This window comes from Serratia sp. HNCC26DJ206 (assembly GCF_057180605.1).
Genome location: NZ_JBXUGP010000018.1, coordinates 1 through 21,182 on the forward strand (window position 1 = coordinate 1; position 21,182 = coordinate 21,182).

Annotated in this window: 18 protein-coding genes; 4 read left to right on the forward strand and 14 right to left on the reverse strand. The window is 51.5% G+C overall.

What is annotated here, in order from left to right; all coding sequences use genetic code 11:
- Positions 1–41: 41 nt before the first annotated feature.
- From AC2A1E_RS13300 to AC2A1E_RS13330, 7 genes are all read right to left on the reverse strand, one after another.
- On the reverse strand, positions 42–632 hold the full coding sequence (locus AC2A1E_RS13300; RefSeq protein WP_484384241.1) for a DUF2913 family protein: 591 nt from the start codon (positions 630–632) through the stop codon (positions 42–44).
- Between the two features lie 328 nt (positions 633–960).
- Complete coding sequence (locus tag AC2A1E_RS13305) at positions 961–1,587, reverse strand: ECs1377 family protein (protein WP_484384152.1); 627 nt, start codon at positions 1,585–1,587, stop codon at positions 961–963.
- Positions 1,588–1,783: 196 nt separating this feature from the next.
- Positions 1,784–2,191, reverse strand: a complete 408-nt coding sequence (locus AC2A1E_RS13310; RefSeq protein ID WP_484384153.1) for a putative zinc ribbon protein — start codon at positions 2,189–2,191, stop codon at positions 1,784–1,786.
- Between the two features lie 194 nt (positions 2,192–2,385).
- Positions 2,386–3,015 (reverse strand): hypothetical protein, encoded by a 630-nt coding sequence (locus tag AC2A1E_RS13315; RefSeq protein WP_484384154.1) that lies wholly within the window; start codon positions 3,013–3,015, stop codon positions 2,386–2,388.
- A 180-nt stretch (positions 3,016–3,195) separates the two neighbouring features.
- Entirely contained in the window at positions 3,196–3,804 is a 609-nt protein-coding gene (locus tag AC2A1E_RS13320; RefSeq protein ID WP_484384155.1) for a hypothetical protein, read from the reverse strand.
- A 288-nt stretch (positions 3,805–4,092) separates the two neighbouring features.
- The gene (locus AC2A1E_RS13325) at positions 4,093–4,320 is read right to left on the reverse strand and encodes a helix-turn-helix transcriptional regulator (protein ID WP_484384156.1); all 228 of its coding nucleotides are present in this window, start codon (positions 4,318–4,320) and stop codon (positions 4,093–4,095) included.
- A gap of 154 nt (positions 4,321–4,474) precedes the next feature.
- Complete coding sequence (locus tag AC2A1E_RS13330; RefSeq protein ID WP_484384242.1) at positions 4,475–5,044, reverse strand: inovirus Gp2 family protein; 570 nt, start codon at positions 5,042–5,044, stop codon at positions 4,475–4,477.
- Between the two features lie 588 nt (positions 5,045–5,632).
- On the opposite strand from AC2A1E_RS13330, the gene AC2A1E_RS13335 reads away from it, so the two are divergent.
- Entirely contained in the window at positions 5,633–7,633 is a 2,001-nt protein-coding gene (locus tag AC2A1E_RS13335; protein ID WP_484384157.1) for an autotransporter outer membrane beta-barrel domain-containing protein, read from the forward strand.
- Between the two features lie 700 nt (positions 7,634–8,333).
- Here the strand turns inward: AC2A1E_RS13335 and AC2A1E_RS13340 are convergent.
- The 7 genes from AC2A1E_RS13340 to rtcR form a co-directional block, all read right to left on the reverse strand.
- Positions 8,334–9,257 (reverse strand): LysR substrate-binding domain-containing protein, encoded by a 924-nt coding sequence (locus tag AC2A1E_RS13340; RefSeq protein WP_484384158.1) that lies wholly within the window; start codon positions 9,255–9,257, stop codon positions 8,334–8,336.
- Positions 9,258–9,459: 202 nt separating this feature from the next.
- Positions 9,460–10,068: a helix-turn-helix transcriptional regulator gene (locus AC2A1E_RS13345; RefSeq protein ID WP_484384159.1), complete on the reverse strand. Its 609-nt coding sequence runs from the start codon at positions 10,066–10,068 to the stop codon at positions 9,460–9,462.
- Positions 10,069–10,829: 761 nt separating this feature from the next.
- The gene (locus AC2A1E_RS13350; protein WP_484384160.1) at positions 10,830–11,753 is read right to left on the reverse strand and encodes a LysR substrate-binding domain-containing protein; all 924 of its coding nucleotides are present in this window, start codon (positions 11,751–11,753) and stop codon (positions 10,830–10,832) included.
- Positions 11,754–11,889: 136 nt separating this feature from the next.
- On the reverse strand, positions 11,890–12,867 hold the full coding sequence (yjiA, locus tag AC2A1E_RS13355; protein WP_484384161.1) for a GTPase: 978 nt from the start codon (positions 12,865–12,867) through the stop codon (positions 11,890–11,892).
- 22 nt (positions 12,868–12,889) lie between these two features.
- On the reverse strand, positions 12,890–13,093 hold the full coding sequence (locus tag AC2A1E_RS13360) for a YbdD/YjiX family protein (protein ID WP_459401157.1): 204 nt from the start codon (positions 13,091–13,093) through the stop codon (positions 12,890–12,892).
- A gap of 191 nt (positions 13,094–13,284) precedes the next feature.
- Positions 13,285–15,438: a carbon starvation CstA family protein gene (locus AC2A1E_RS13365; RefSeq protein WP_484384162.1), complete on the reverse strand. Its 2,154-nt coding sequence runs from the start codon at positions 15,436–15,438 to the stop codon at positions 13,285–13,287.
- A gap of 292 nt (positions 15,439–15,730) precedes the next feature.
- Positions 15,731–17,305 carry an RNA repair transcriptional activator RtcR gene (gene rtcR, locus AC2A1E_RS13370; protein WP_484384163.1) on the reverse strand — a complete coding sequence of 525 codons (1,575 nt, stop codon included), beginning with the start codon at positions 17,303–17,305 and terminating at the stop codon, positions 15,731–15,733.
- A gap of 190 nt (positions 17,306–17,495) precedes the next feature.
- On the opposite strand from rtcR, the gene AC2A1E_RS13375 reads away from it, so the two are divergent.
- The 3 genes from AC2A1E_RS13375 to AC2A1E_RS13385 are packed head-to-tail and all read left to right on the forward strand — an operon-like array spanning position 17,496 to position 21,170.
- Positions 17,496–18,719 (forward strand): RtcB family protein, encoded by a 1,224-nt coding sequence (locus tag AC2A1E_RS13375; RefSeq protein ID WP_484384164.1) that lies wholly within the window; start codon positions 17,496–17,498, stop codon positions 18,717–18,719.
- A 2-nt stretch (positions 18,720–18,721) separates the two neighbouring features.
- Positions 18,722–19,516: a nucleotidyltransferase domain-containing protein gene (locus AC2A1E_RS13380; RefSeq protein WP_484384165.1), complete on the forward strand. Its 795-nt coding sequence runs from the start codon at positions 18,722–18,724 to the stop codon at positions 19,514–19,516.
- A gap of 43 nt (positions 19,517–19,559) precedes the next feature.
- Complete coding sequence (locus AC2A1E_RS13385; RefSeq protein WP_484384166.1) at positions 19,560–21,170, forward strand: hypothetical protein; 1,611 nt, start codon at positions 19,560–19,562, stop codon at positions 21,168–21,170.
- The last annotated feature ends 12 nt before the right edge of the window (positions 21,171–21,182 follow it).

The window sequence follows — 21,182 nt, forward strand, 5'->3', positions numbered from 1 at the left end:
CACGGCTTGATGCTGTAGCAGCCTAAATAACGCCCCTTCTTTTATGAATACGTTCCTGTGGGCATCAGTGTCGCCGCCTTTTCTGATTCACTGGCGGTGAGGAAACATGTCGCCAGGGTATCGGTAAAAATCTGCACGTTGCCTGCAATCCTGAATTCAAGCGGCGTGATTAGCCGACCTTCAGGCGTAAACGCCACGTTGAGTGCTGATTTGACGACATACAGTGCAGGCTCAGGCCCTTCGATAATCCCGCAATCCCACTCGGTCTGGGTCACCAGCTCATTACGCCAGCCTTGTGCCTTCAGGCTCTCGATGGCGTAGGTGAGCCTGAACAGGTCGTTCTGGTGCTTGAGTTCGCCAGTGCAGGAGTGCCAAATATAGTCGAAGCGGGTTTTGAGTTTGGCCTCAATCCCCTGTTTACGTCCCTTGTCCAGCAATTGCTGAATATCTAACGCGACACTGCGGGAAAACCGTTTTTGTTTTTGCGCTGTGGCCAACCAGCGTACCAGAAACAGGTGTTCCGCCATCGGAGACGTGACGGTGCCTTGCTGAATGGCAGTGTGTAACGCCATAAGGGCACAAAATGCGAGGTGGGCGAGGTCTTGTACGGTCTGGTCGGGAGGTGTTGTCATCGGGTTGTTAATGGTAAGTAAAATTAATGCCAAGGGTAATGGAGCAGTGAGCCCGTAGCAACCTCATGAAAGCGTTTACCTTGTCACCCAGACGGTTTCATTATTCCTGGCATCGCTATCGACACGAGGTTAGCACGCGTCGGTTTTATTCAGCGTAACAATACGGGACCGTTGAAAATCCAGGCTACCCCGTACCGGCTTCGTGATGTTTTTTAGGGTTAAACATCGGTGATGGGGAGCTTCTATCATCCCCGTTGTACCGTCTCAACAGTCACCAATCTGCGGCGGGTCAGCGCCGCTGCGTCCAACGGTCAATCAATGCCTGTTTTCACCCGCAGCGGTAGACCGGTACCGGGCGGAGGGTGGCAGTGAGGCTATCCCAGACGGGGACCTCAGCGGTTGCAATACGCATCCCCTTTTTTCTAAGCACCGCCACGTCGGCAGCGATCCGCTGCATACCGAACCAGAACAGACCATCCAGCGCCGTCACCGCCAGTCCGCTCTCCAGCGCCCGCTTAAGCCGCTCGCTCGGCATTTTTATTTCCTTGGCAATCTCCCGGTAAGGCGCAGCAGTCTCACCTGACGCCTCTTCCCGGCGAATGCGGGTTGACAGACGGTAGTGAAACGCTTCCGGTATCTGATTTACATCAGATTTCACGCTGTAAACACAGCCAAAACGCTTGCCGTTAAACACGACGTTTTTCTGACTGAGTGGCAGTTCATCACGCAGCCCGGCAATCAGTTGCGGGGCACGCACCAGCAGCAAACGAAAAGGCAGTTCAAAGCTGGTGACATAATCCACATTCAGCAAGGCGATACGCAGACGTTCGGCACTTCCAGCCCTAACCTGACGGCATTCTTCGATAACTTCAGCCCATTGACGTGTGAGACGCTGCGTTTCACTGATTTCAGCGAAGTGGTATTTTTCAAGGTGGTAATCAATACGTTTGACCATGGTGGTTTTCCTTCGCCTACCCATCGACGACTTTATCAACGGGTTATGCGCAAAGGAAGCTGTTCTGCTCAAGAAGTTCACGACCGATAGCCATGCTAACCGCATCAATCCGTGATCGGTAATGGCGTTCTGACAGAGATATCCAGCTCGCCCAACGTCAATAGCGTCATTTTTTTGTTCAGCAATACTACCGTATTCATTTCAGCAGTCCCCCACCGCGATCTCGCAAGCTGACTTCGGTGGTGTAGTTATGATCTTTGCAATTGGGGCAGGTTTTCAGCCCTTCGTACTGCTTATCGCACAGTACACAAAAGTAAAGTTGGGCCGTTGGTTTACCCAACACAGTCACAAGCGCTCGCTCAACGTTGGGGGACGCATGATGTTCGCCCTGGGTCAGACGGTAGCAGCAATCCTGGGCTGTCTTAATGTCTGCCTGCTCCAGGTCATGTTCGAAGTATCGCCCTTCGGTGTGTGTGACGTGCAGTACCAACCGGTTACGGCAATCGCCACAGTAATAGTCGACCGTATTGCCAGGGGACAACGTGTCAGCCTGGATTAGTTCTCCGTGGATGTTATAAGCTTCGCGCAGTTTTTTAAATTGCATAGTGCGGTTCCTGGTAGGGAGATGATCGCCACAGTTCAATCAGCCAGAACGTCGGCACTGTGCTCACCGGTAGGGCAGCGTTCTCCATGGTATCGGTGTGGCAACGGGCACAGAGCCCGTCGGCTTTTCGGACCCAGAGATGAGCAAAGCGATGTGAGGCAACGGGCGGGTTAACTACGGTAACACGGCGGCGTTTATACGGGTGGTGGCTCACTCAGTCTGCTGCCGTGTGGGGCGCTGACGCCACCGTTAGGCGATCTTTGGCAACTGGGGCTGTTTAACAGCACATACTCATCCATCATGAACGTCAGTGTGGTGTTTTCTGCCTGCCGCTGGTTAATCCAGTCGTTGAGATCGGAAGATGCTTTGAATTTCAGCGTCTCGATCCCGTCGAGTGGTGGGTAACCAACCAACAAATCGTACCAACTCAGCATCACCAGCTTGTGCTTGATTTCACTGTTGCCGAACTGACGAAACAGCGAACCCAGCCGGTTCGCCAGTGAATATTGCTTGAGGCGAAGGCATTCACTTAACAAGACTCCTTCCAGCATCGGGTGGTGCAGCAGCGAATACCTGTCCATCTCCAGGCTGCATGTCCGGTCGTCGACCAAGAGCTCACTGGGGAGAACCAGCCGGTAAAGAAATTCCGGGACAATGGCCACCTCGGCACGATCGGGAAAACGCAGGCTGGACACCACCAGTCGGTGGTAGGTGTGGGTCTGCGGGTCGCACATGCCCTGGCAAACCAGGAGTTTGGTGAAATCGGTCAACCAGGTCTGGCAGTACCCTCGCAGGTCATCATGACGGCTTTTCATTTTGCTCATAGCAATGGTCCAGAGAGGATTGGCAGACAGCCAGACGCCGCCAAGGTTATCGGGCAGTGACGCTGGCTGTCTGATGGGGTTGTAAGGTGTGAGACCACAAAGAACGGTGGTGGCTGACTCTCGGTACGAAACAGACTCAGAGTGGCTGTGCAGCGTGGTGATACCCTTCCGTCAGCGTCGTCAGGAAAAAGCCGGTCGGCTGCTGTCTGTGGTTGCTCGGTGGGAAAACGTCACATATTCATCCATCAGGCGGGTCAGTGCCCAATCCTCATTTTGCCGGGTATTGATCCAGTGATGCATTTCTTCCTTCGTTTTAAACTTCAGGTTGTCGACCCAATCCGTTAAGGGTGCACCCAGCATCAAGTCGTACCAACATAGCCAGACCAGTTTCAGGCGGATTTCCGTTCCGCTAAACTGCTGAAACAGGTTGGTGAGTTTGTTCGCCAGTGAGCGCTGCTTCAGGCGCAGGCACTCGCTGAGCAAAACCCCCTCCAGCAAAGGATGATGACATAACAGGTATTCCTGCGTATCCAGACTCACCGCCATATCATCTTCAACAGACACCCGAACAGGCTCTGTTTTACCGTTGATCAGGCGATACAGGGACTGGGGCACAACCGCAATCAACGGCTCCTCACCGGGAAAGCGCAGGCAATCCACCATCAGGTTGTGACTGAAATAGATATTCTGGTGACACATGCCTCGACGTACCGCCAGTCGGGTGAAATCCGTCAACCAGGTCTGGTAGTATTTGAGCAGTTCATCATAACGGGTTTTGGTTTCTTTCATTCAAATCATCCTTGGGTTGCCTCACAGCAGAGCAGACAGCCAGACGCCAACCGAGAGCCTCAGAGGATAACGCGGGCTATCGGGGTATATGGAGCGTTACGGTGTGGGGCGAAAAGGAACAGTCATCGAGATATAAGATAACTCACTGTATGGAATAGGCTTTATTTGCTCCTCTACAGGCTACTGTTGCGTTATTGGAAGGAAAGGCAGGCTGACCCCTGCGTTTGCCATCCAAAGCTCACCATGGACTCCGCGTTGATTTGTATCTAACAAATTCAACCTGTTGACTCACAACGACGGTCCACGGGATTGTTCGATCCGCTCCTGCATCCAGGTATGCACCTCGCTGTGAAACCAGCGGGAGCTACGGCCGAGTTTGATCGGTTTGGGAAACTGACCTTCGCTGATGAGTTTATAAAACCATTTGTCGGTCATGCCGGTGTAGGTGGTGATGAACGTCATGTCGACAAGTGGGTCTTCTGCACAAAACTGAGTGGCGGTGTTAGGGGTCGTCATAGGGTCAATCTCCCTGGCTGAATGGTGAATATTGGGAGACGTCCGATACTGGTTGAATCACTGATAACTCGGTTCGCCTCAGAAGATAGGCGACATTTGTTAAAAAAAACCGGTGTGCTCTGGCCAGACAGTGTCGGGCCTGTCAGGCAGTCGTTCAGCCCCGGCTACAGCCAAAGTTGCGTTCCCTGTGACCGCTCGCTTTGGTGTCGTGTTTGGCGAGGTAGTCTGCCCTTGCCAATCCCTGCTGCAATTGCTCAGGGTTTCCCCGGTCAAGCCACAGCGCCGGATTTTCAGGGAAGTTCGCCAGGGTGAAATACTGCTGTGGATCAACCTGTAGTGCGCTGCACCAGGCCTGTTTAATCATTCCCGCCAGTGAGTCTGGGTCGCAGTAGTCACCGAGCCTGCACCAGGTATCGCGATTCAGCAGCAGAACAACGTGATAATGTTTCTTACCGTTGACCGGCCCGTACTCTCTGGCCCAGACAAAACGCAGGGTTGTTGGGTGTACCCGTTTGCCTTCGCGCTGTTTACGCTGCTGGTATGCGGCTATGCGGGCCTTCAGAGCGTCGGTGAAACGAGATATCACAGCGGCATCGCTGGCCGCTGGGGCGTCAGGGATGCGCAAGTCAACCCGCAGCATCAGTACACGGGCGTAGGCCTCAAGGGCGTTCAGGAAGGTGTCGTTGATGCGTTGTTGCCAGAAGGGATTGAAAGTCGGGTTCATTTGCAGGGTCTCCGGTGGATTAGGGTTCATATCCATGACCGGTGGCGTAAAAAAAGATTTTTAGGGGTTCAGGCAGGGGTGCATGAGTTGGGGAGGTCGGGGGAGCGGATTGGCGGGATAGCTGGAGATGGATGAGTCAGGGTCGGTAACGATGTCAGTTGCAAAGGCGTCAGTCGCGATTGTGATCTGATACGTCACGTTGAGATGACGGCTTTTTGAGTTAGTAAAAATTCCAAGGTTGAGCAATCAACACGGTACGAGAGCCTCCCCATCGCTCTACCGAATCCCTCACCATGACAGCGAAATGGTTGAACATGCACGAGGTGTTACCCTATACTCCTGCCCGGTTTATAGCCACAACCCATGGAGGTCAGTATGCTTTTAATGAGCCATCTGCCATCCTATGGCGGTAAAGCATGGATGCACACCTAGTTCAATTCCAGTGTCAGCTTAATCCTCTTTTTTCCGTCAGTTTTTAACCAGGATTGTTTTCCCGATATCGTGCCTGTAAAGGGCCAACATCGGCGAGTCTTACGAGACTAGAGGGAAACGATCCACGGTCCAATGTAATTATTCTCTGAGGCATGGATGAAAAAAAACGCTTTAACACTGGCGATAACACTCTGCTATTGCGGGCTGGCGACTCAGGCACTGGCCTATACCCAGCAAGTCAATGGAATTACCGTCAATAATGAATCCGTCTTTAAAACAACTGAAACTTCACCCTATGCTTCACAGTTTGTGACTCAGGGTATTGTTAATAACGGTATCGTTTATAACAACGGCATGATTGAACTTGCTGACTCATCTCAGGGGAACGCCATCACCGTCAATAAGGACGGTTGGCTACAGGTTAAAGACGGTTCAACAGCAAATGATACCGTGGTCAACCAAGGCGGGCGGTTGTCGGTCAATCCTCTGGGTACTATCAGCAACACCCTGATTAATAGTGGCGGCCATATGTCAATGGAGGCCAATAGCCGTTCGCTGGGAGAGTTGATGGTAGGAGCAGGAGGGGATCTGTATATCGCCAACACCGATAGCAAGCTGATTGATGTCACCTCTAATGCGCCCGCTACCCCAACCAATATCAGCCTCGAAAACCTGACGATCGCAGGCAAGGTCACAATAGGTCCTTCCTGGTTTGGACAACAAGGCGATCTGGGCACCGCGCCACCCGCAACGCAGCTTGGCCCCGTGATGGTCACCCAGGTTGGTACTTTAACCATGCAGGGGGGCAGCCTTGAGATGATCCCTTATATTTCAGCTGACCAGGTTAACCGCCTGGACGTTGAAAACCTCTCTGGCCAAGGGACCTTTATCCTCACCAGTAGCCTGGCAGATGGTGTGAGTGACAGTCTGCGAGTAACACAACGCGCCACCGGTCAGTTTGGTCTGTTGGTTCAAGACAGTGGACGGGAGATTGGTTTTCCCGTCAATGTGCCGTTGGTCTACATCAACAGTGGCGATGCCAAGTTTAACCTGCTGAATCAGGGGGGGATCGTTGAAGCCGGTGTCTATCAATATCGGCTGTATAACACCGCCCAGGATGGTCATACCCAATGGTATCTGGTTGGTGGTCAGGCGGGAACCGTGCCAGAGCAAAACAATGTGGCTCCCGGAGTTCTCCCAACGCCTGGGCCTACCCCTATCGAACCCACGCCGGTTTCTGCTCCCACTCTCAGCGCCAGTGCGCAAGGCGTGCTGAGCATGGCGGCAGCGTCACAGCATATTCTTAATACTGAACTGAGCACGTTGCGCCAACGGCAAGGCAACCTGCGTAGCAGCGTGGCAGACGTTGGCGTCTGGGCTCGCTATCTGAGTGACGACAGTAGATTGAACGATCACCGCTATGCGTCATTCAAAAATACGCTGAACGGTATGGAGATTGGTGCCGACAAATCATTGGATATGGTTGAGGGTAAATGGTTGCTGGGTGCCTTTACGGCATACAGCAAGTCCAACGTCAGCTTCAACCTAGGTGGTAACGGCGATGTGGCGAGCTACAGCGGTGGCCTGTACGCTAGCTATCTGGCTAACTCTGGCTGGTATCTGGATAGCGTGCTGAAGGGCAACCGTCTGAGCCAGACAGTCCGTGCCCGTATGAATGATGGCGCTGTCGGCAAAGGGGATTACAGTCAGAGTACCTTTACTGCCTCGTTGGAAGCCGGTTACACACTGCCCCTTTCCAGCCTGTTCGCTCTGGAACCCTATGGCAAAGTGAATTACTCACGCCTTGGTGCTGCTGATTATACCTTGAGTAACGGTATGCAATCCGCTGTTCATGCCGCCAACAGTGTACAGGGTGAATTGGGAACACTCCTGAGTACCAAGTTGACGTTGGGAGAGGTTGAGGTAGTACCTTACGCCAAACTGGCCATCGCTCGTGAATTCACCCGTAACAATACGGTGACCATCAACGATATTACCTTGGATAATAACTACTCCGGTAATGTCGGTAAGTATGGCTTGGGTGTCAGTGCCAACATCACCAAGAACACAGCCGTTTACGCCGAAATCAATTATCTGAATGGTAACAAGGTGGAAAGCCCGCTGAATGCCACCAGTGGATTCCGCATTATGTTCTAACTCTACGCCCCTCATTGAGGAACAATGGGGGGCGTATTTTACTTTCAACATGATGACCGTAAATTATCGTTTGGGCTTATGGCGTCAAGCGTTACCTTTGGTTGATATTAATTCGAGTTGATATGCTGAAGTATTTCTGTACGTGCCGGTCAGTGTGTCAAAAACCTCAACCCCATGCGTGCCAATCGCTATGCTAGATTGCCGAAGTTTCAAGACATCAGCAGTGATACGCTGACCCAGCCAGAAAAGCCCATCCAGCAAGTTCACCTGTAATCCACGCTCCAATGCCAATCTGAGACGCTTGCGTAGGGCTTTGATCTGCTTCGCTATCTTGTTGCTAGGGCCCTGCCCGTGGCGGTAAACCGGAGTAGAGTTGCAAGGGGGCGGTAAGTGTCAATGAACGTTAACGCTGATCATGGAAGAACCTCAAAAGCAGGCATTATAGAGCGGATTCAACCAATTAGAGGCATCATCCTTAGAAAGTGTTTTTTGACGAAGAATAAAGAGCCAGCAACAGAGGTAGGCTCGGAAAATTTAGTGTAACACTTGAGTTATTTCTATGATTTTTTATAGAGAAAATACCCGAAAACTGATTGTTCATGCTATAAAGATTCACATAAATAAAGCCATATCTCCCAGTCATAAATAGGCGCAATGCAAGTTTATAAATAAATTTTTGGCATTTATAGAGTTGATATTGCTATTGATAATCATCATATTCATATCTTAATTTGTTGATGAATTTTCTCGCTATCTGAGTCAACGGGAAGCGCTGAGAGTAAATAAAACTATAGTCAATATCGGGTAATGTCTCTTTTATCAAGATAGGGTGCAAATCTTTATTGAAATAAGGGACTTTGAGAATCTCTTTGGCGCCCACGGTAAGATAATTTTCATTTAATACCATCTGCAATGCCATGATCATAGTATTGGAACGTACCACGGTCGTAGCTCTTTCGTGATCGTCAAAGAAAAGTTTCGAGTTTAGCCTGTCATAATAACCAATTTTTGATGAAGGTAGACACCAGTTGGCATACTTAAGATCCTCCAGTGAGGTAGAGTGTGCCAGTGGATGTTTCTTGTTGGTGAAAATATGCGCCGATGTCTTAAAAAATGGCTCTATAGTGATATCACTAAGCGTGAAATCCGCAGATATGGCATCGATAATAAAATCCAACTCGCCTTCACGCAAGGCGGGAAGCAGTTCTGATACCTGTCCTTCGGTGATATAGATTTTTACATTAGGATAACGCTGCTGAAATCTCTGTATGGAGGATGACAGGATCGTGAAAGGCAATAATGACGAACATCCTAATGTTACAGCACCTTGTGATGCCCCATTGATGATTTCGATCTCATTAACGGCTCGTTCCAGTTCTTTCATGATGAGTTGCGCACGGCTCTCGAAAATCCGTCCCATTTCCGTGAGGACAATGCCACGGCTGCCCCGAATAAATAATGGGCTGCCTAATGTTTTCTCGAGCTCTTTTATCGCTCTCGTGACACCGGGTTGAGTTTGCTTGAGTTCAATCGCTGCCGCACGAATGCTGCCACATTCGATTATCTTTAGAAAAATATTGATCTGGTGAATTTTGGGTAATCGTGTCATGAGAATTCTATCCATTTCTATTATATTCCATCAGCAACGTAGTAAAATTAACAAGAAAATTTTCTGATATTTTTTATGGTGTCAATTAACCTGGTTTTAACTGGGCTTTCTGGAGTGTTTACTCCACGGTGATTAAAGTGAGTTGCATAAAAACATGATGGGATACACTATCTTGATTAAAATGTTATCTCATTTGGCCAAATAATCAGCTTTGCTTTCAAAAGGGAATAAACAGCGGGTGAAGAGTCCTGATTCCCAATTTACTCATTGCCGAGCGTTTATAATGACTAATGGTTTTGTAATTAAGAGAAAGCTCTTTTGCTACTTGCGAAATGCTTTTTCCATGTAGTAATTTTTTGAGTATTGTTAATTCGCGCGCAGAGAGTACGCAATTTACGTTGGCTACTGGCTTGTTTAACGCTTTTTCTGGTTTGCCTACTTTTGAAAGCTCACACTGTATTTTTTCAATAGGCACGTTAATTTCCAGAATGGTACCAATATTCTCTAGCCCTTTCAGATGGCGTTTTAATGCCCCGATACACTTATTATCTGTAAAAATAATTATTTTGCTATCAGGATGATGTAGAGGAATACGACGGCTCAGTACATCCAATAGCTCAACGGCATTGTAATAAAGACTGCTTAATGTCAGGATGATAATATCCAAATTAGTATTCATGACTAATACATCTTCAGCTTGCTCAAGGTTACTGACGTTGACGATCATATTGGTTTTCGAGTCAGGGTCATGGGAGTTTAATAAATCCATTATTCCAACTCGAGTAAATTCACAAGGGCACTGCAGTAATATTTTTATACTTTCCATGTTTTTCATTCCTTATATTCACGAGCATCTTGAGCTGTGAGGTGGTGGTTTTCCCCACCGGTAATAGGCTGCCTCATGTGACGTGTGTCTAACCAATTTTTATTATGCATGTGTTTTATAGCAGTAATGCAATTTATGGTGCCTGAGGTCACCCCTGTTTTTGTATGGGAAAAATTCTACGGAGGGAAAAGTTACTTCCCTCTAGTGATGTAAATGCACTATAGGATTTATCTCGGGTAGTGGGAAGATGATATTTTGTTTTGTGTGATGCCAAAAAAGCATTTATTGGTTAAATTCATTATTAAACAGAGTGATAAAAAAATAATTTCAATTAAAATTGGAGGGGTTTACATGAAATTACTCAATTTAGTAAGAAAACGGTATTTTTACGCGCGCTGTAAATCCCGGTAGCTGAGAGGCGTATTTAACGTTCTGTGGCGGTACTTCACCGGTTAATGGCACACTGTAATGCAGACTATTTACGGGAAATACTAAGCCAGATAATCTTCAGGCCTGTCAATAGAATAAATTAGCCGTGTTTGATAAAACCAACATATCGCTTCACTATTCGTCAGTGTTGCTGGTGGTTGCTTGCACCGCGAGCAAGGGTGGGGCTCTACTGGAAGCGGTACTGCATATTTCATGTGTCATCCCTGACTGAACAGTACTCAAATTAAAGCCTGCACTTTTCAGCTGCTTCTGTAGCGCTGATATTTAAATTACCTGCCGCAATAGTTCTGAATTGCGCCTGCCTGAGCCGGTCAGTTTATTTTCTGAATCACCTGCTTGCCGCATTCCAGGCGAATTTCGCTGATCAAATGTTTGGCTAGCGGGGTCAAAGATGCATCTTGACGATAGAGTAGGCTGTATTGGCCATGAGGGAATTTTTCTTTCACAGGGATAATGCAAAATCGATCGTTCATATAATCGATATCGAGCATCGCCAGCGGAGCAATTACCAGATAATCTGCCTCCAGCACCAGTCGTTCACCGACAGTAAAGGAATCCCCCTTCAATATCATGTTTTCAGGCCCCTTTCCTGAGGGAAAAAGGACCGCTTCAAGATGGCTGTAATACCCGGCATCGGCTACGGGGAGATACCATTTGGCGTTGCGTAATTCTTCAAGTGAAGTGCAGTGCGCCAGGGGGTGCCCTTTCCTGGCAACCACGCCAAATGGGCAAGTCATCAAGGGTTCTTCGATAAATTCGCCCAAAGATATCTCTTCGGAAATGATGCCGATAAAAAAGTCCAGTCTACCCACTCGCAGCGAGGGTAATAGCTCAGACTGTTGTCCTTCAAAAAGAGAAATTTGGGCTTTGGGATAAGTTTTATTAATACGTTGCATAACACTAGGAATAATCCTCAGTGTCTTGAGATGAGAACACCCGAATGAAACGGTGCCATGCTGTGATTGATTAATTTGTTTTATTTCGTCTACGGCACGCTCCAACTCATATAGCACCAGCTTCATCCGTTTTTCGAAGATCCTTCCGGCATCAGTCAGGACTATACCGCGGGTTCCTCTGACCATCAACGTTGCGCCGAGCGTTGCTTCGAGCTCCTGGAGAGTACGCGTTATACCAGGCTGTGTCTGGTTCAGGGCTTTTGCGGCAGCCCGGATGCTGCCGTGCATAATAATGGCTTCGAAGACTCTCAGATGATTTATCTTGGGTAGGTATGGCATAAGGCACCTTCCGCATCGTTTAAGAAAAAAACAATGAAGCATCCATGCGCCCACACCCCGCTAAAAACGGGGGAATATGCCAAAAGTATAGCAGGGAGTTGTTTGATCGGAGGATTTGCCTGCGGCGAAGAAACCCTTAATTCATAAACTCCCCTTCCAACGCCGCAAATGCACCGCGAATCTCTTCCTCGGGCAAGTCGACCCCAATAAATACCAGCGTGCTTTGGCGCGGTTCGTCCGGTAACCACTCGCGATCCCAATCGGCGTTATACAAGCGCTGTACGCCCTGGAACAGTAAGCGACGTGATTCATCTTTAATCGACAACATGCCTTTATAGCGCAGCAGGTTATCAGCGAATTTCAGCAGTAAATTTTCCATCACGGCGGAAATTTGCATCAGTTCCAGCGGTTGGTCTTGATACACCACAATCGACCGGATATTATTCTGCGGTTGCGGGATACGCCGAAACAGCAGTGCCGGAGGAGCCACGTTCAGGCGATCGTTAAGCACAAAACCTTCAATATCGAATAAGACAGCCAGATCGATATCACCATGGGTGACGTGATAAATCGGTGCGCGGGCGTTCATTAATTGCAAACGCTGGATCAGTGCTTCGTTGTTGGGTGCGACATCGGTTTTGGTCAGCAAAATGCGGTCGGCATAGCCTACCTGCGCCTGCGAGAGGGTGAACTGGTTCAGTTGCTGTTCAGCATGCACCGCATCCACCAGCGTGATGATGCCGTCCAGCAGAAAACGTTCGCAGATGACGTCGTGCGAGAAGAAAGTCTGGGTAATCGGGCCGGGATCGGCCATGCCGGTACATTCGATGATCAGCCGGTCAAACTCCAGTTGGCCTTGATCAAGCGCATCCAGCAAGTCCAGCAGTGCATCCGCCAACTCGTTGGATTTACTGCAACAGATGCAGCCGTTGCTGAGGGTGGTGATACGGCTGGCGCGATCGCCAATCAGGGCGTTGTCGATCGGCACTTCACCGAATTCGTTTTCGATAACGGCAATCTTGTAACCGTGGTTTTCGTTCAGAATGTGGCGCAGCAGGGTGGTTTTACCCGCGCCCAAAAAGCCCGTCAGGATGGTGACTGCGATGGGTTTCATCTTTTGTCCTTATTGATGTTCACTAACAGCAGCGCATGCCACCTTTGCCATTGCCACCGTAGCGGGCCTCCTGGCGTTCACGGAAGAACTCTTTATAAGTCATCATCGGTTTATCCGGATGATTGTCTTGCATGTGCTGGACATAGGTATCGTAGTCAGGTACGCCCACCAACATGCGTGCTGCCTGCCCGAGATATTTACCTGCCTGGCCAAGGTTGCCGAACATGGTTCTTCTCCAAAGAAAAATACCCCCTACCCTTCGTCTTTCAAACCACAGCGTTGTTGACTGCGTTCGTGAACCCCAGTCACTGACCTGAGTCAGCTCCTGGGGATTAACGATCTTGTCGCCTAGCTGTGGCTTGAAATCCGTTGGGTACTAATTAGCTTTCATTATGCAGGGTATCTATTAAATCACCATCAGTGGTGCGACGAAACTTTGACGCCACCCTCAGGAACCGGCACGTATGGCGTTTCCTGATCGGTTCGTTGCGGGTTTTTGTACGCCGCCATGGCGGTTTTGATGCCAAAGAAGATGATGCTGTAGACCACCAGCAGGAACAGAATGCTCAAACCGGCGTTGGTGTAGTTGTTCACCACGATATGGTTCATGTTGGCAATCTGCTGTGCGGTTAGTTCAGTACCGCCTTCGGCGATTTTGTTTTTGTACAGACTGGCCTGGAAGAAGAAGCCTTCCAACTGCGGGTTGTCGCTGAACAGCTTCAGACCCAGCGCGTAAGTGGTACAGATCAGCAGCCAAACGGCTGGGACCACGGTCACCCAGACGTACTTGGTGCGCTTCATCTTGATCAATACCACAGTGCTCAGGACCAGTGCTACGGCCGCCAACATCTGGTTGGAGATGCCGAACAGCGGCCACAGGCTCTTCACGCCGCCGAGCGGATCGACCACGCCTTGATACAGCAGGTAACCCCACAAGCCAACGCAGCCCGCAGTACCGGCAATACCGGCCACCAGCGAATCGGTTTTCTTCAGGAATGGGACGAAGTTACCCAACAAGTCTTGCAGCATGAAGCGGCCGGAACGGGTACCCGCATCCAGAGCGGTCAGGATGAACAGCGCTTCGAACAGAATACCGAAGTGGTACCAGAAGCCCATATTCGCACCAGGGATGACCTGGTGGAACACGTGAGCGATACCGACTGCCAGAGTGGGTGCGCCACCGGCACGGTTCAGTACCGAAGGTTCGCCGATGTCTTTGGCGGTTTGCAGGATCTGCTCTGGGGTAATCACAAAGCCCCAGGAACTGACGGTAGCCGCTGCATGGGCGGTTACGTCACGTAGAGAGGCCATGATCATTGGCGCATCTTCGGTCCCCAAGCGGTGCAGGTCTGGCATGGTGATGCCGAGCGCAGCCGGTGGGGTGTTCATGGCAAAATACAGGCCAGGCTCGATGATCGAAGCCGCTACCAGCGCCATAATCGCGACGAAGGACTCCATCAGCATCGCGCCGTAACCGATAAAACGCGCATGGGTTTCGCTGGCCAGCAGCTTAGGTGTGGTACCGGAAGCGATCAGCGCATGGAAGCCAGAAACGGCGCCGCAGGCAATGGTAATAAACAGGAACGGGAACAGAGTGCCTTTCCACACCGGACCAGTACCGTCGATGAACTGCGTCACCGCAGGCATTTTCAGCTCAGGGTTGAGGATCACGATGCCGATCGCCAGCCCGACGATCACGCCGATTTTCAGGAAGGTCGCCAGATAATCACGCGGTGCCAGGATCAGCCACACCGGCAGCAGGGCAGAAACAAAGGCATAACCAATCAGCGTATAGGTGATGGTGGTGTCTTTAAAGGTTAGCGCCGGGCCCCAGTAGGGGTCTTGGGCGATCACGCCGCCGAACCAGATGGAGGCGATCAACAGCACGATACCGATGATCGACACTTCACCCACCTTGCCAGGGCGCAGAAAGCGCATATACACGCCCATAAACAGCGCGATTGGCACAGTGGAACAGACGGTGAATACGCCCCACGGGCTTTCTGCCAGGGCTTTCACTACGATCAGCGCCAATACCGCCAGAATGATGATCATAATCAGGAAGCAGCCAAACAGCGCGATGGTGCCAGGTATTGGGCCCATTTCCTTTTTGATGATCTCGCCCAAAGAAGCACCGTTACGGCGTGAGGAGATAAACAGCACCATAAAGTCCTGTACCGCCCCCGCCAACACCACGCCGCCTAGCAGCCACAGCGTGCCGGGCAGGTAGCCGACCTGTGCCGCCAGCACCGGGCCAACCAGCGGGCCAGCACCGGCAATTGCCGCAAAGTGGTGGCCGAACAGCACGTTCTTGTTGGTTGGCACATAGTTGAGGCCATCGTTATTCACCACCGCCGGTGTGGCGCGGGTGGCGTCCAGTTGCATCACCTTGGTGGCGATGTAGAGGCTGTAGTAGCGATACGCCACCAGATACACCGCCACCGAAGCCACGATGATCCACAGCGCACTGATGCTCTCGCCACGGCGCAATGCCACCACGCCCAGGCAGGAAGCACCCAGTATTCCTAATAATATCCATGGGATATGTTTTAAAATTCCCTCGCGTTTCATTGAGGTGTCCTTATTCCTATCTGTAAAAAATGAGTGATCAATCTGGTTATTTGTTATTGCAGGCAAACAGCGGCCTGTTGTCATACATAGGTGTTGTAACGTCTTCCCCCGGTGTTAAGGGGTAGGTAGAGGAACAGCCCATCATCACTAGCCTGGGGAGGGGAATACATCTGATTTTCAGTCAGTGGTTTAATACGCGGATGAACGGTTGGAATCGGAAGATGAGCGGTTAGGTAATGTTGACTTGGGGGCAGAGTATGCCCCACGGATGCACTAGGCCACGCTTGGCAGGTTACGGCAACCGCACCTCATCCCAGCTTAAACCGAAGCGCGCCAGGTACTTCCGCAGCCGGTCGGCATCGTTGGGCTGCTTTTTCTGCTGGCGCGAAACGGCAAACAGTTGCCGTCCGGCTTCGGAAAGCGAAGAGGAAGCTCGGCACACTTTAAGCACCGTTTCCAACTGACTTTGCTCAAACAGATCGATATCAGCCAGTTCGGCGGGCAGTTGTGTTGCAGGGGCGTCTTGCCAGTGGAGTTTCAGCCGGGCAATTTCCTCATCCACCAACGATTGGGTGATGCGCCCTTGCTCTGCTAACGTTGCCATACGGGCGATGGAGGAACCCAGCTCGCGGAAGTTACCGCGCCAGGCCGCCTGCGGGGAACGGGCAAAGGCCAGGTAATGCTGCCGGGCGTGTTTGTCGAAGCGTACCTGCGTCTGGTTGCTGCGGGCAAAGCGCTGTAATTCGTAATCGATATTCGGCTCGATATCTTCACGGCGCTCCGCCAGGCCGGGCAGCGGAAAGGTCCACATATTGATACGTGCGTATAAATCCTCGCGAAAACGCCCTTGGGCGATCCAGTCGCGCATATTGCGATGCGTACCGGCAATCAGTTGGAAGTCGCTGCTGGCTTCTTTGTCGGAACCGAAAGGGAAGAAGCGTTTCTCTTCAATGGCTTTCAGCAGCATTGCCTGCTCGTCTAACCCCAACTCGGCGATCTCATCCAGGAACAACACACCGCCGTCGGCCTCACGCAGCAGGCCCGCGCGGGCCTGTAAGGCACCGGTAAAGGCACCTTTCACATGGCCGAACAGCGTAGACATAGCGTTATCACCGCGCAGGGTGGCGCAGTTCACTGCTACAAAACGGCCTTTGACCAAGTGGCGTGAGTGCCGCAGTTGATAGATACGCTCGGCTAAAAAGGATTTACCCGCGCCGGTAGGCCCGGTGAGCAGCAGCGGAGCATTGGAGCGCAGGGCAACGCGTTCGATCTGGTCAATCAGGGCATTAAAGGTGGTGTTACGCGTCTCAATGCCGGATTTCAGGAAGGATACCGAGCGCTGCTGCTCATGCAGGAAACGGCTGGTGAGGGCGGTATAGCGGCTGAGATCCAGATCGATCACCGAGTAGACCCCCTGTGGTGCAGGGCGGTCGGTTTTTTCGCCGGGGGCGGTTTGCAGCAGTTGAGCGGGCAGGTAACGTGCTTCCGTCAACAAGAACCAGCAAATCTGCACCACGTGCGTGCCGGTGGTGATATGCACCAGATAATCTTCGTTCTCGGTATCAAACGGATAGCGGCTGGCGAAATCCAGAAAGGCGCTGTACACCTCTTCCAAATCCCAGGGATCCTTTAGCGCAACCTGTTGCAGCACCACCTGGGTGGCAGGCGACACCGCTACGATATCTTCTGCCACCTGCTGAGCCATACCTTTATCACGCGGCTGGTGCAGCAGTTCCAGGCGATCGATCGGTAGATCGGCTTGCTGACACAGCCCCACCGTAGGCCGCCATTTGCTCCAGCGGTTTTCCCGCTTGCCACGCCTATCCAACGTGGTACCCAGAACGCCAATCACTACCTTACGCTTCATCTTATCCCTTGTGATAAATAGCTATCCTGCAAGATAAAATACCGGCTTGTTGACGATCGCTCCAGTAGAATGTGAAGAATTATTTATTTTTTAAATATCAGTTAATTAAATTATTTTTGGCTGTTTTATTTCGAGTTGGCACGCCTTTCGCTATATCCATCGGGTCAAAAGAAAAAGGATGACTAACACAATGAAAAATAATTATGAATTGATGGCACCGGTTAACAGCGCACCGATCAAAATGTGGACACAAGGCGTGCCCGTTGAGCCAGAAGCGCGTGAGCAATTGCTGAATACGGCGAAAATGCCATTTATTTTCAAACATCTGGCGGTGATGCCGGATGTGCATCTGGGTAAAGGTTCCACCATTGGCAGCGTCATTCCAACCCGCGGCGCGATTATTCCTGCGGCGGTGGGTGTGGATATCGGTTGCGGCATGATTGCGGTACGTACTTCGCTGGTGGCCGCCGATCTGCCGGATAGTCTGGCGGGGTTGCGTAGCGCTATCGAGCAGGCGGTGCCCCATGGCCGTACCTCAACCCGTTCGAAGAGAGATAAAGGGGCTTGGGCTACCCCGCCGCAAACGGTGGATCAGCACTGGGCCACCTTGGCACCGCGTTTTAAGCGCCTGACTGATAAATACCCGCAGTTGCTGAAAACCAACAATTATCAGCACTTGGGAACGCTGGGTACGGGTAACCACTTTATTGAAATTTGCCTGGATGAGACGCAGCAGGTGTGGGTAATGCTGCACAGCGGTTCCCGTGGCGTGGGCAATGCCATCGGCTCGCTGTTTATCGCTCTGGCGCAGCAGGATATGCAGCAGCATATCGCCAACCTGCCGGACCGTAATCTGGCCTATTTCGAAGAGGGCAGCCTGCATTTTGACGATTACATGGAAGCGGTTGGCTGGGCGCAGGATTTTGCCCGTCATAACCGGGAAGTGATGATGGAACACGTGCTGGCAGCGCTGTCGCGCATCGTGACCAAGCCGTTTACCACCCAGCAGGAGGCGGTGAACTGCCACCATAACTATGTGCAGCGCGAGACGCACTTCGGTGAACCGGTACTGGTGACGCGTAAAGGGGCGGTATCGGCGCAAAAGGGGCAGATGGGGATTATCCCCGGCTCGATGGGGGCGAAAAGCTTTATCGTGCGCGGTTTGGGCAACGAAGAAAGCTTCTGTTCCTGTAGCCATGGTGCCGGGCGAACCATGAGCCGTACGGCGGCGAAAAAGCGCTTCACCGTGGCCGATCAGATTCAGGCAACCCAGCATGTGGAATGCCGTAAAGACAGCGATGTGATCGATGAGATCCCAATGGCTTATAAAGACATCGACGCCGTGATGGCAGCGCAATCTTCGCTGGTAGAGATCGTGCATACCCTGCGGCAGGTGGTGTGTGTGAAAGGATAGGAATGATGGAACAGCAGTTAAATGGCGTAGGCAGCGCCATGCGGGAAAAAGTCAGGCAGGTGCTGCGTGAAGTGGAGCAGCGTTACGATGTGCGGGTGCTGTACGCCTGCGAATCCGGCAGCCGAGGTTGGGGGTTTGCTTCGCCAGATAGCGACTACGACGTGCGTTTTTTGTATGTCCACCGGCCAGAGTGGTATCTGCGGGTCGAACCGCAGCGGGATGTGATCGAACTGCCGATCGATCATGAATTGGATGTGTGTGGTTGGGAATGGCGCAAAGCGCTGGGCTTGCTGAAACGGGCTAACCCGACGCTGATCGAGTGGCTGGATTCACCGGTAATCTATCAGGAAACCGCTGAAAGCGTAGCAGCGTTACGTGGCGTGGTTCCGGAGTGGTTTTCCGCCCAGCGGGCGCGTTGGCATTATCTTTCGATGGCGCGGAAAAACTTTCGTGGTTATTTGCAGGGTGAACAGGTGCGGTTGAAGAAATATTTCTACGTACTGCGCCCGTTACTGGCAGTGCGCTGGATAGAGGCAGGTAAGGGCGCACCACCGATGCGCTTTGATCGGCTGCTGGCCGGAACGGTGCAAGATCCGCTGTTGTTGGCAGAAATCCACCAGTTGTTGGTGGCGAAACGGCGTGCTGGTGAGGCGGAATATGGCCAGCGGCGGGAAACGATCCATGCGTTTATCACAAGGGAACTGGCGGCAGATGCCCGGCAGACGGCTTTGCCGGAAAGCCCAGCGCGCAGCGATCGATCGTTAGATCAGCTGCTTTATCGGACGGTGATGCGGTAATTTGCGGGGGAGAGGCATTTCCCCGCTGATATAAGGATAAAAAATGAAAGCATGGTTAGCTCGCTTTTTAGGCAAAGAGGATTCAATTCATTTTCCAGCCCCTTGGGCTGCTGATAGCACGTCAATTTATCGTTGGTTGGCGGCTTGGCAAAATAGCACTGAGCCGTTGCCAGCAGAGGCAGAAATCTTACCGGATGAACCCCCGGTCATTGATGGCAAAATCCGCTGGTCGGCAGGGGCACTTGACGGTGTTTTTGGTCACCATATGGGGGCTGGTGGTGATGAATCACCGGTTGAGGCCATCATGACCGCATTGAAAAATGTGCTGCATAAGCCGCAACCACAGCATGTCGAGCGGCTCTACAGCTTGTTATCTGAGGATTCTCCGCTCAATTATATCGATGCATTGCTCTCTGCGGTTGCTCAAGACCAGCAACTGCCTGCCAACAAGTTACAGGTGTTGACGGAATGGCTGGCAACGGAGAGCCCGGATCGCAACGTGGTCAAGGTAGCCATGGCGCTGTTGGCCTTTTTCCCAACGCAGAAAAGTTGCCAAATACTCAGCACGTTGGGGACACATGATGAATTTACGCTTTACGCGGCAGTGGCATTGAGCGTCATACTGCCAGCGGACGAATATGAGCTTGTCTGGCTTGCTTTGGCCAAGCGTACCCTTGGCTGGGGAAGAATACATCTGATCGAACGTTTGCCAGAACCTCTGAGTCAGCAAAGCCGCGACTGGTTGCTGCGTGAAGGCTATCGTAATGCGGTGATGAATGAATACACCGCTTGGCATTGTGCTACTCACGGGCAATTACTCCAGGCGATGCAGCAATCCCCTGATGCGTCGATATTATTGGGGGCTGCAGAGATTTTGCAGGCGTTAATCAATGGCGGCCCGGCGCAGTGTATGAACGACTATGCCGATGGGGCACTGGCTTGCGAAAGTTACTTGCGCTGTGTGCTGGCGGCTAACCCGTCGGAAATACAGCATTATCTGGCAGCGAACGATATTGTGCGCTTTGCGCAGGAACAAGGCAGCGAAGAGGATAGTGTCTGGGATCCGACGCAGTGCAACAGGTTGATTGAACAAGCAACGGCGGTGATGGCACGGCTGGAATGGCCGGATATCATCTCCAATAACTTACGTGGAAGTGATAATTACCTTTTTAACTTGGCAATTTCCGCCAGCCGTTTGCGTCAGCAGGATCCGTGGGAGGCTATTTATTCGCGGCAGTTAGCCGATCCAGAGGATAACAACTGGTATCAGCTAATGCAGACCGACCAACCTGAACGCATCGCCAAGGTAATACGGCTGGCCGAACAGCAGCTGGATTTAGACGCAATTGCCTCTGGGCCGGGAACGTCGATGGGCCTTGGGTTGGCTTATCGACAGCATCAGGCATTGGATTTTGTGCTGCAGGATCTGAAGAAATTCCCAGGAATGGGGTGGTCATTGCTGGCGGTAGGGTTACGCAGCGAAGTGATTCGCAACCGCCATATGGCGCTTAATGCCTTGGATGTGTGGCCTTCCACAGGTTGGCTACCCGAGATGTCACAAGTTTTAGTCGAGAGCTTACGTCATGAATCCGATGAGAAAGTGAGTGAGCGCTTGCAAGCATTGTGTGCAAACCTGGGTTTAACGACGGATTGAGCTGATATTGAC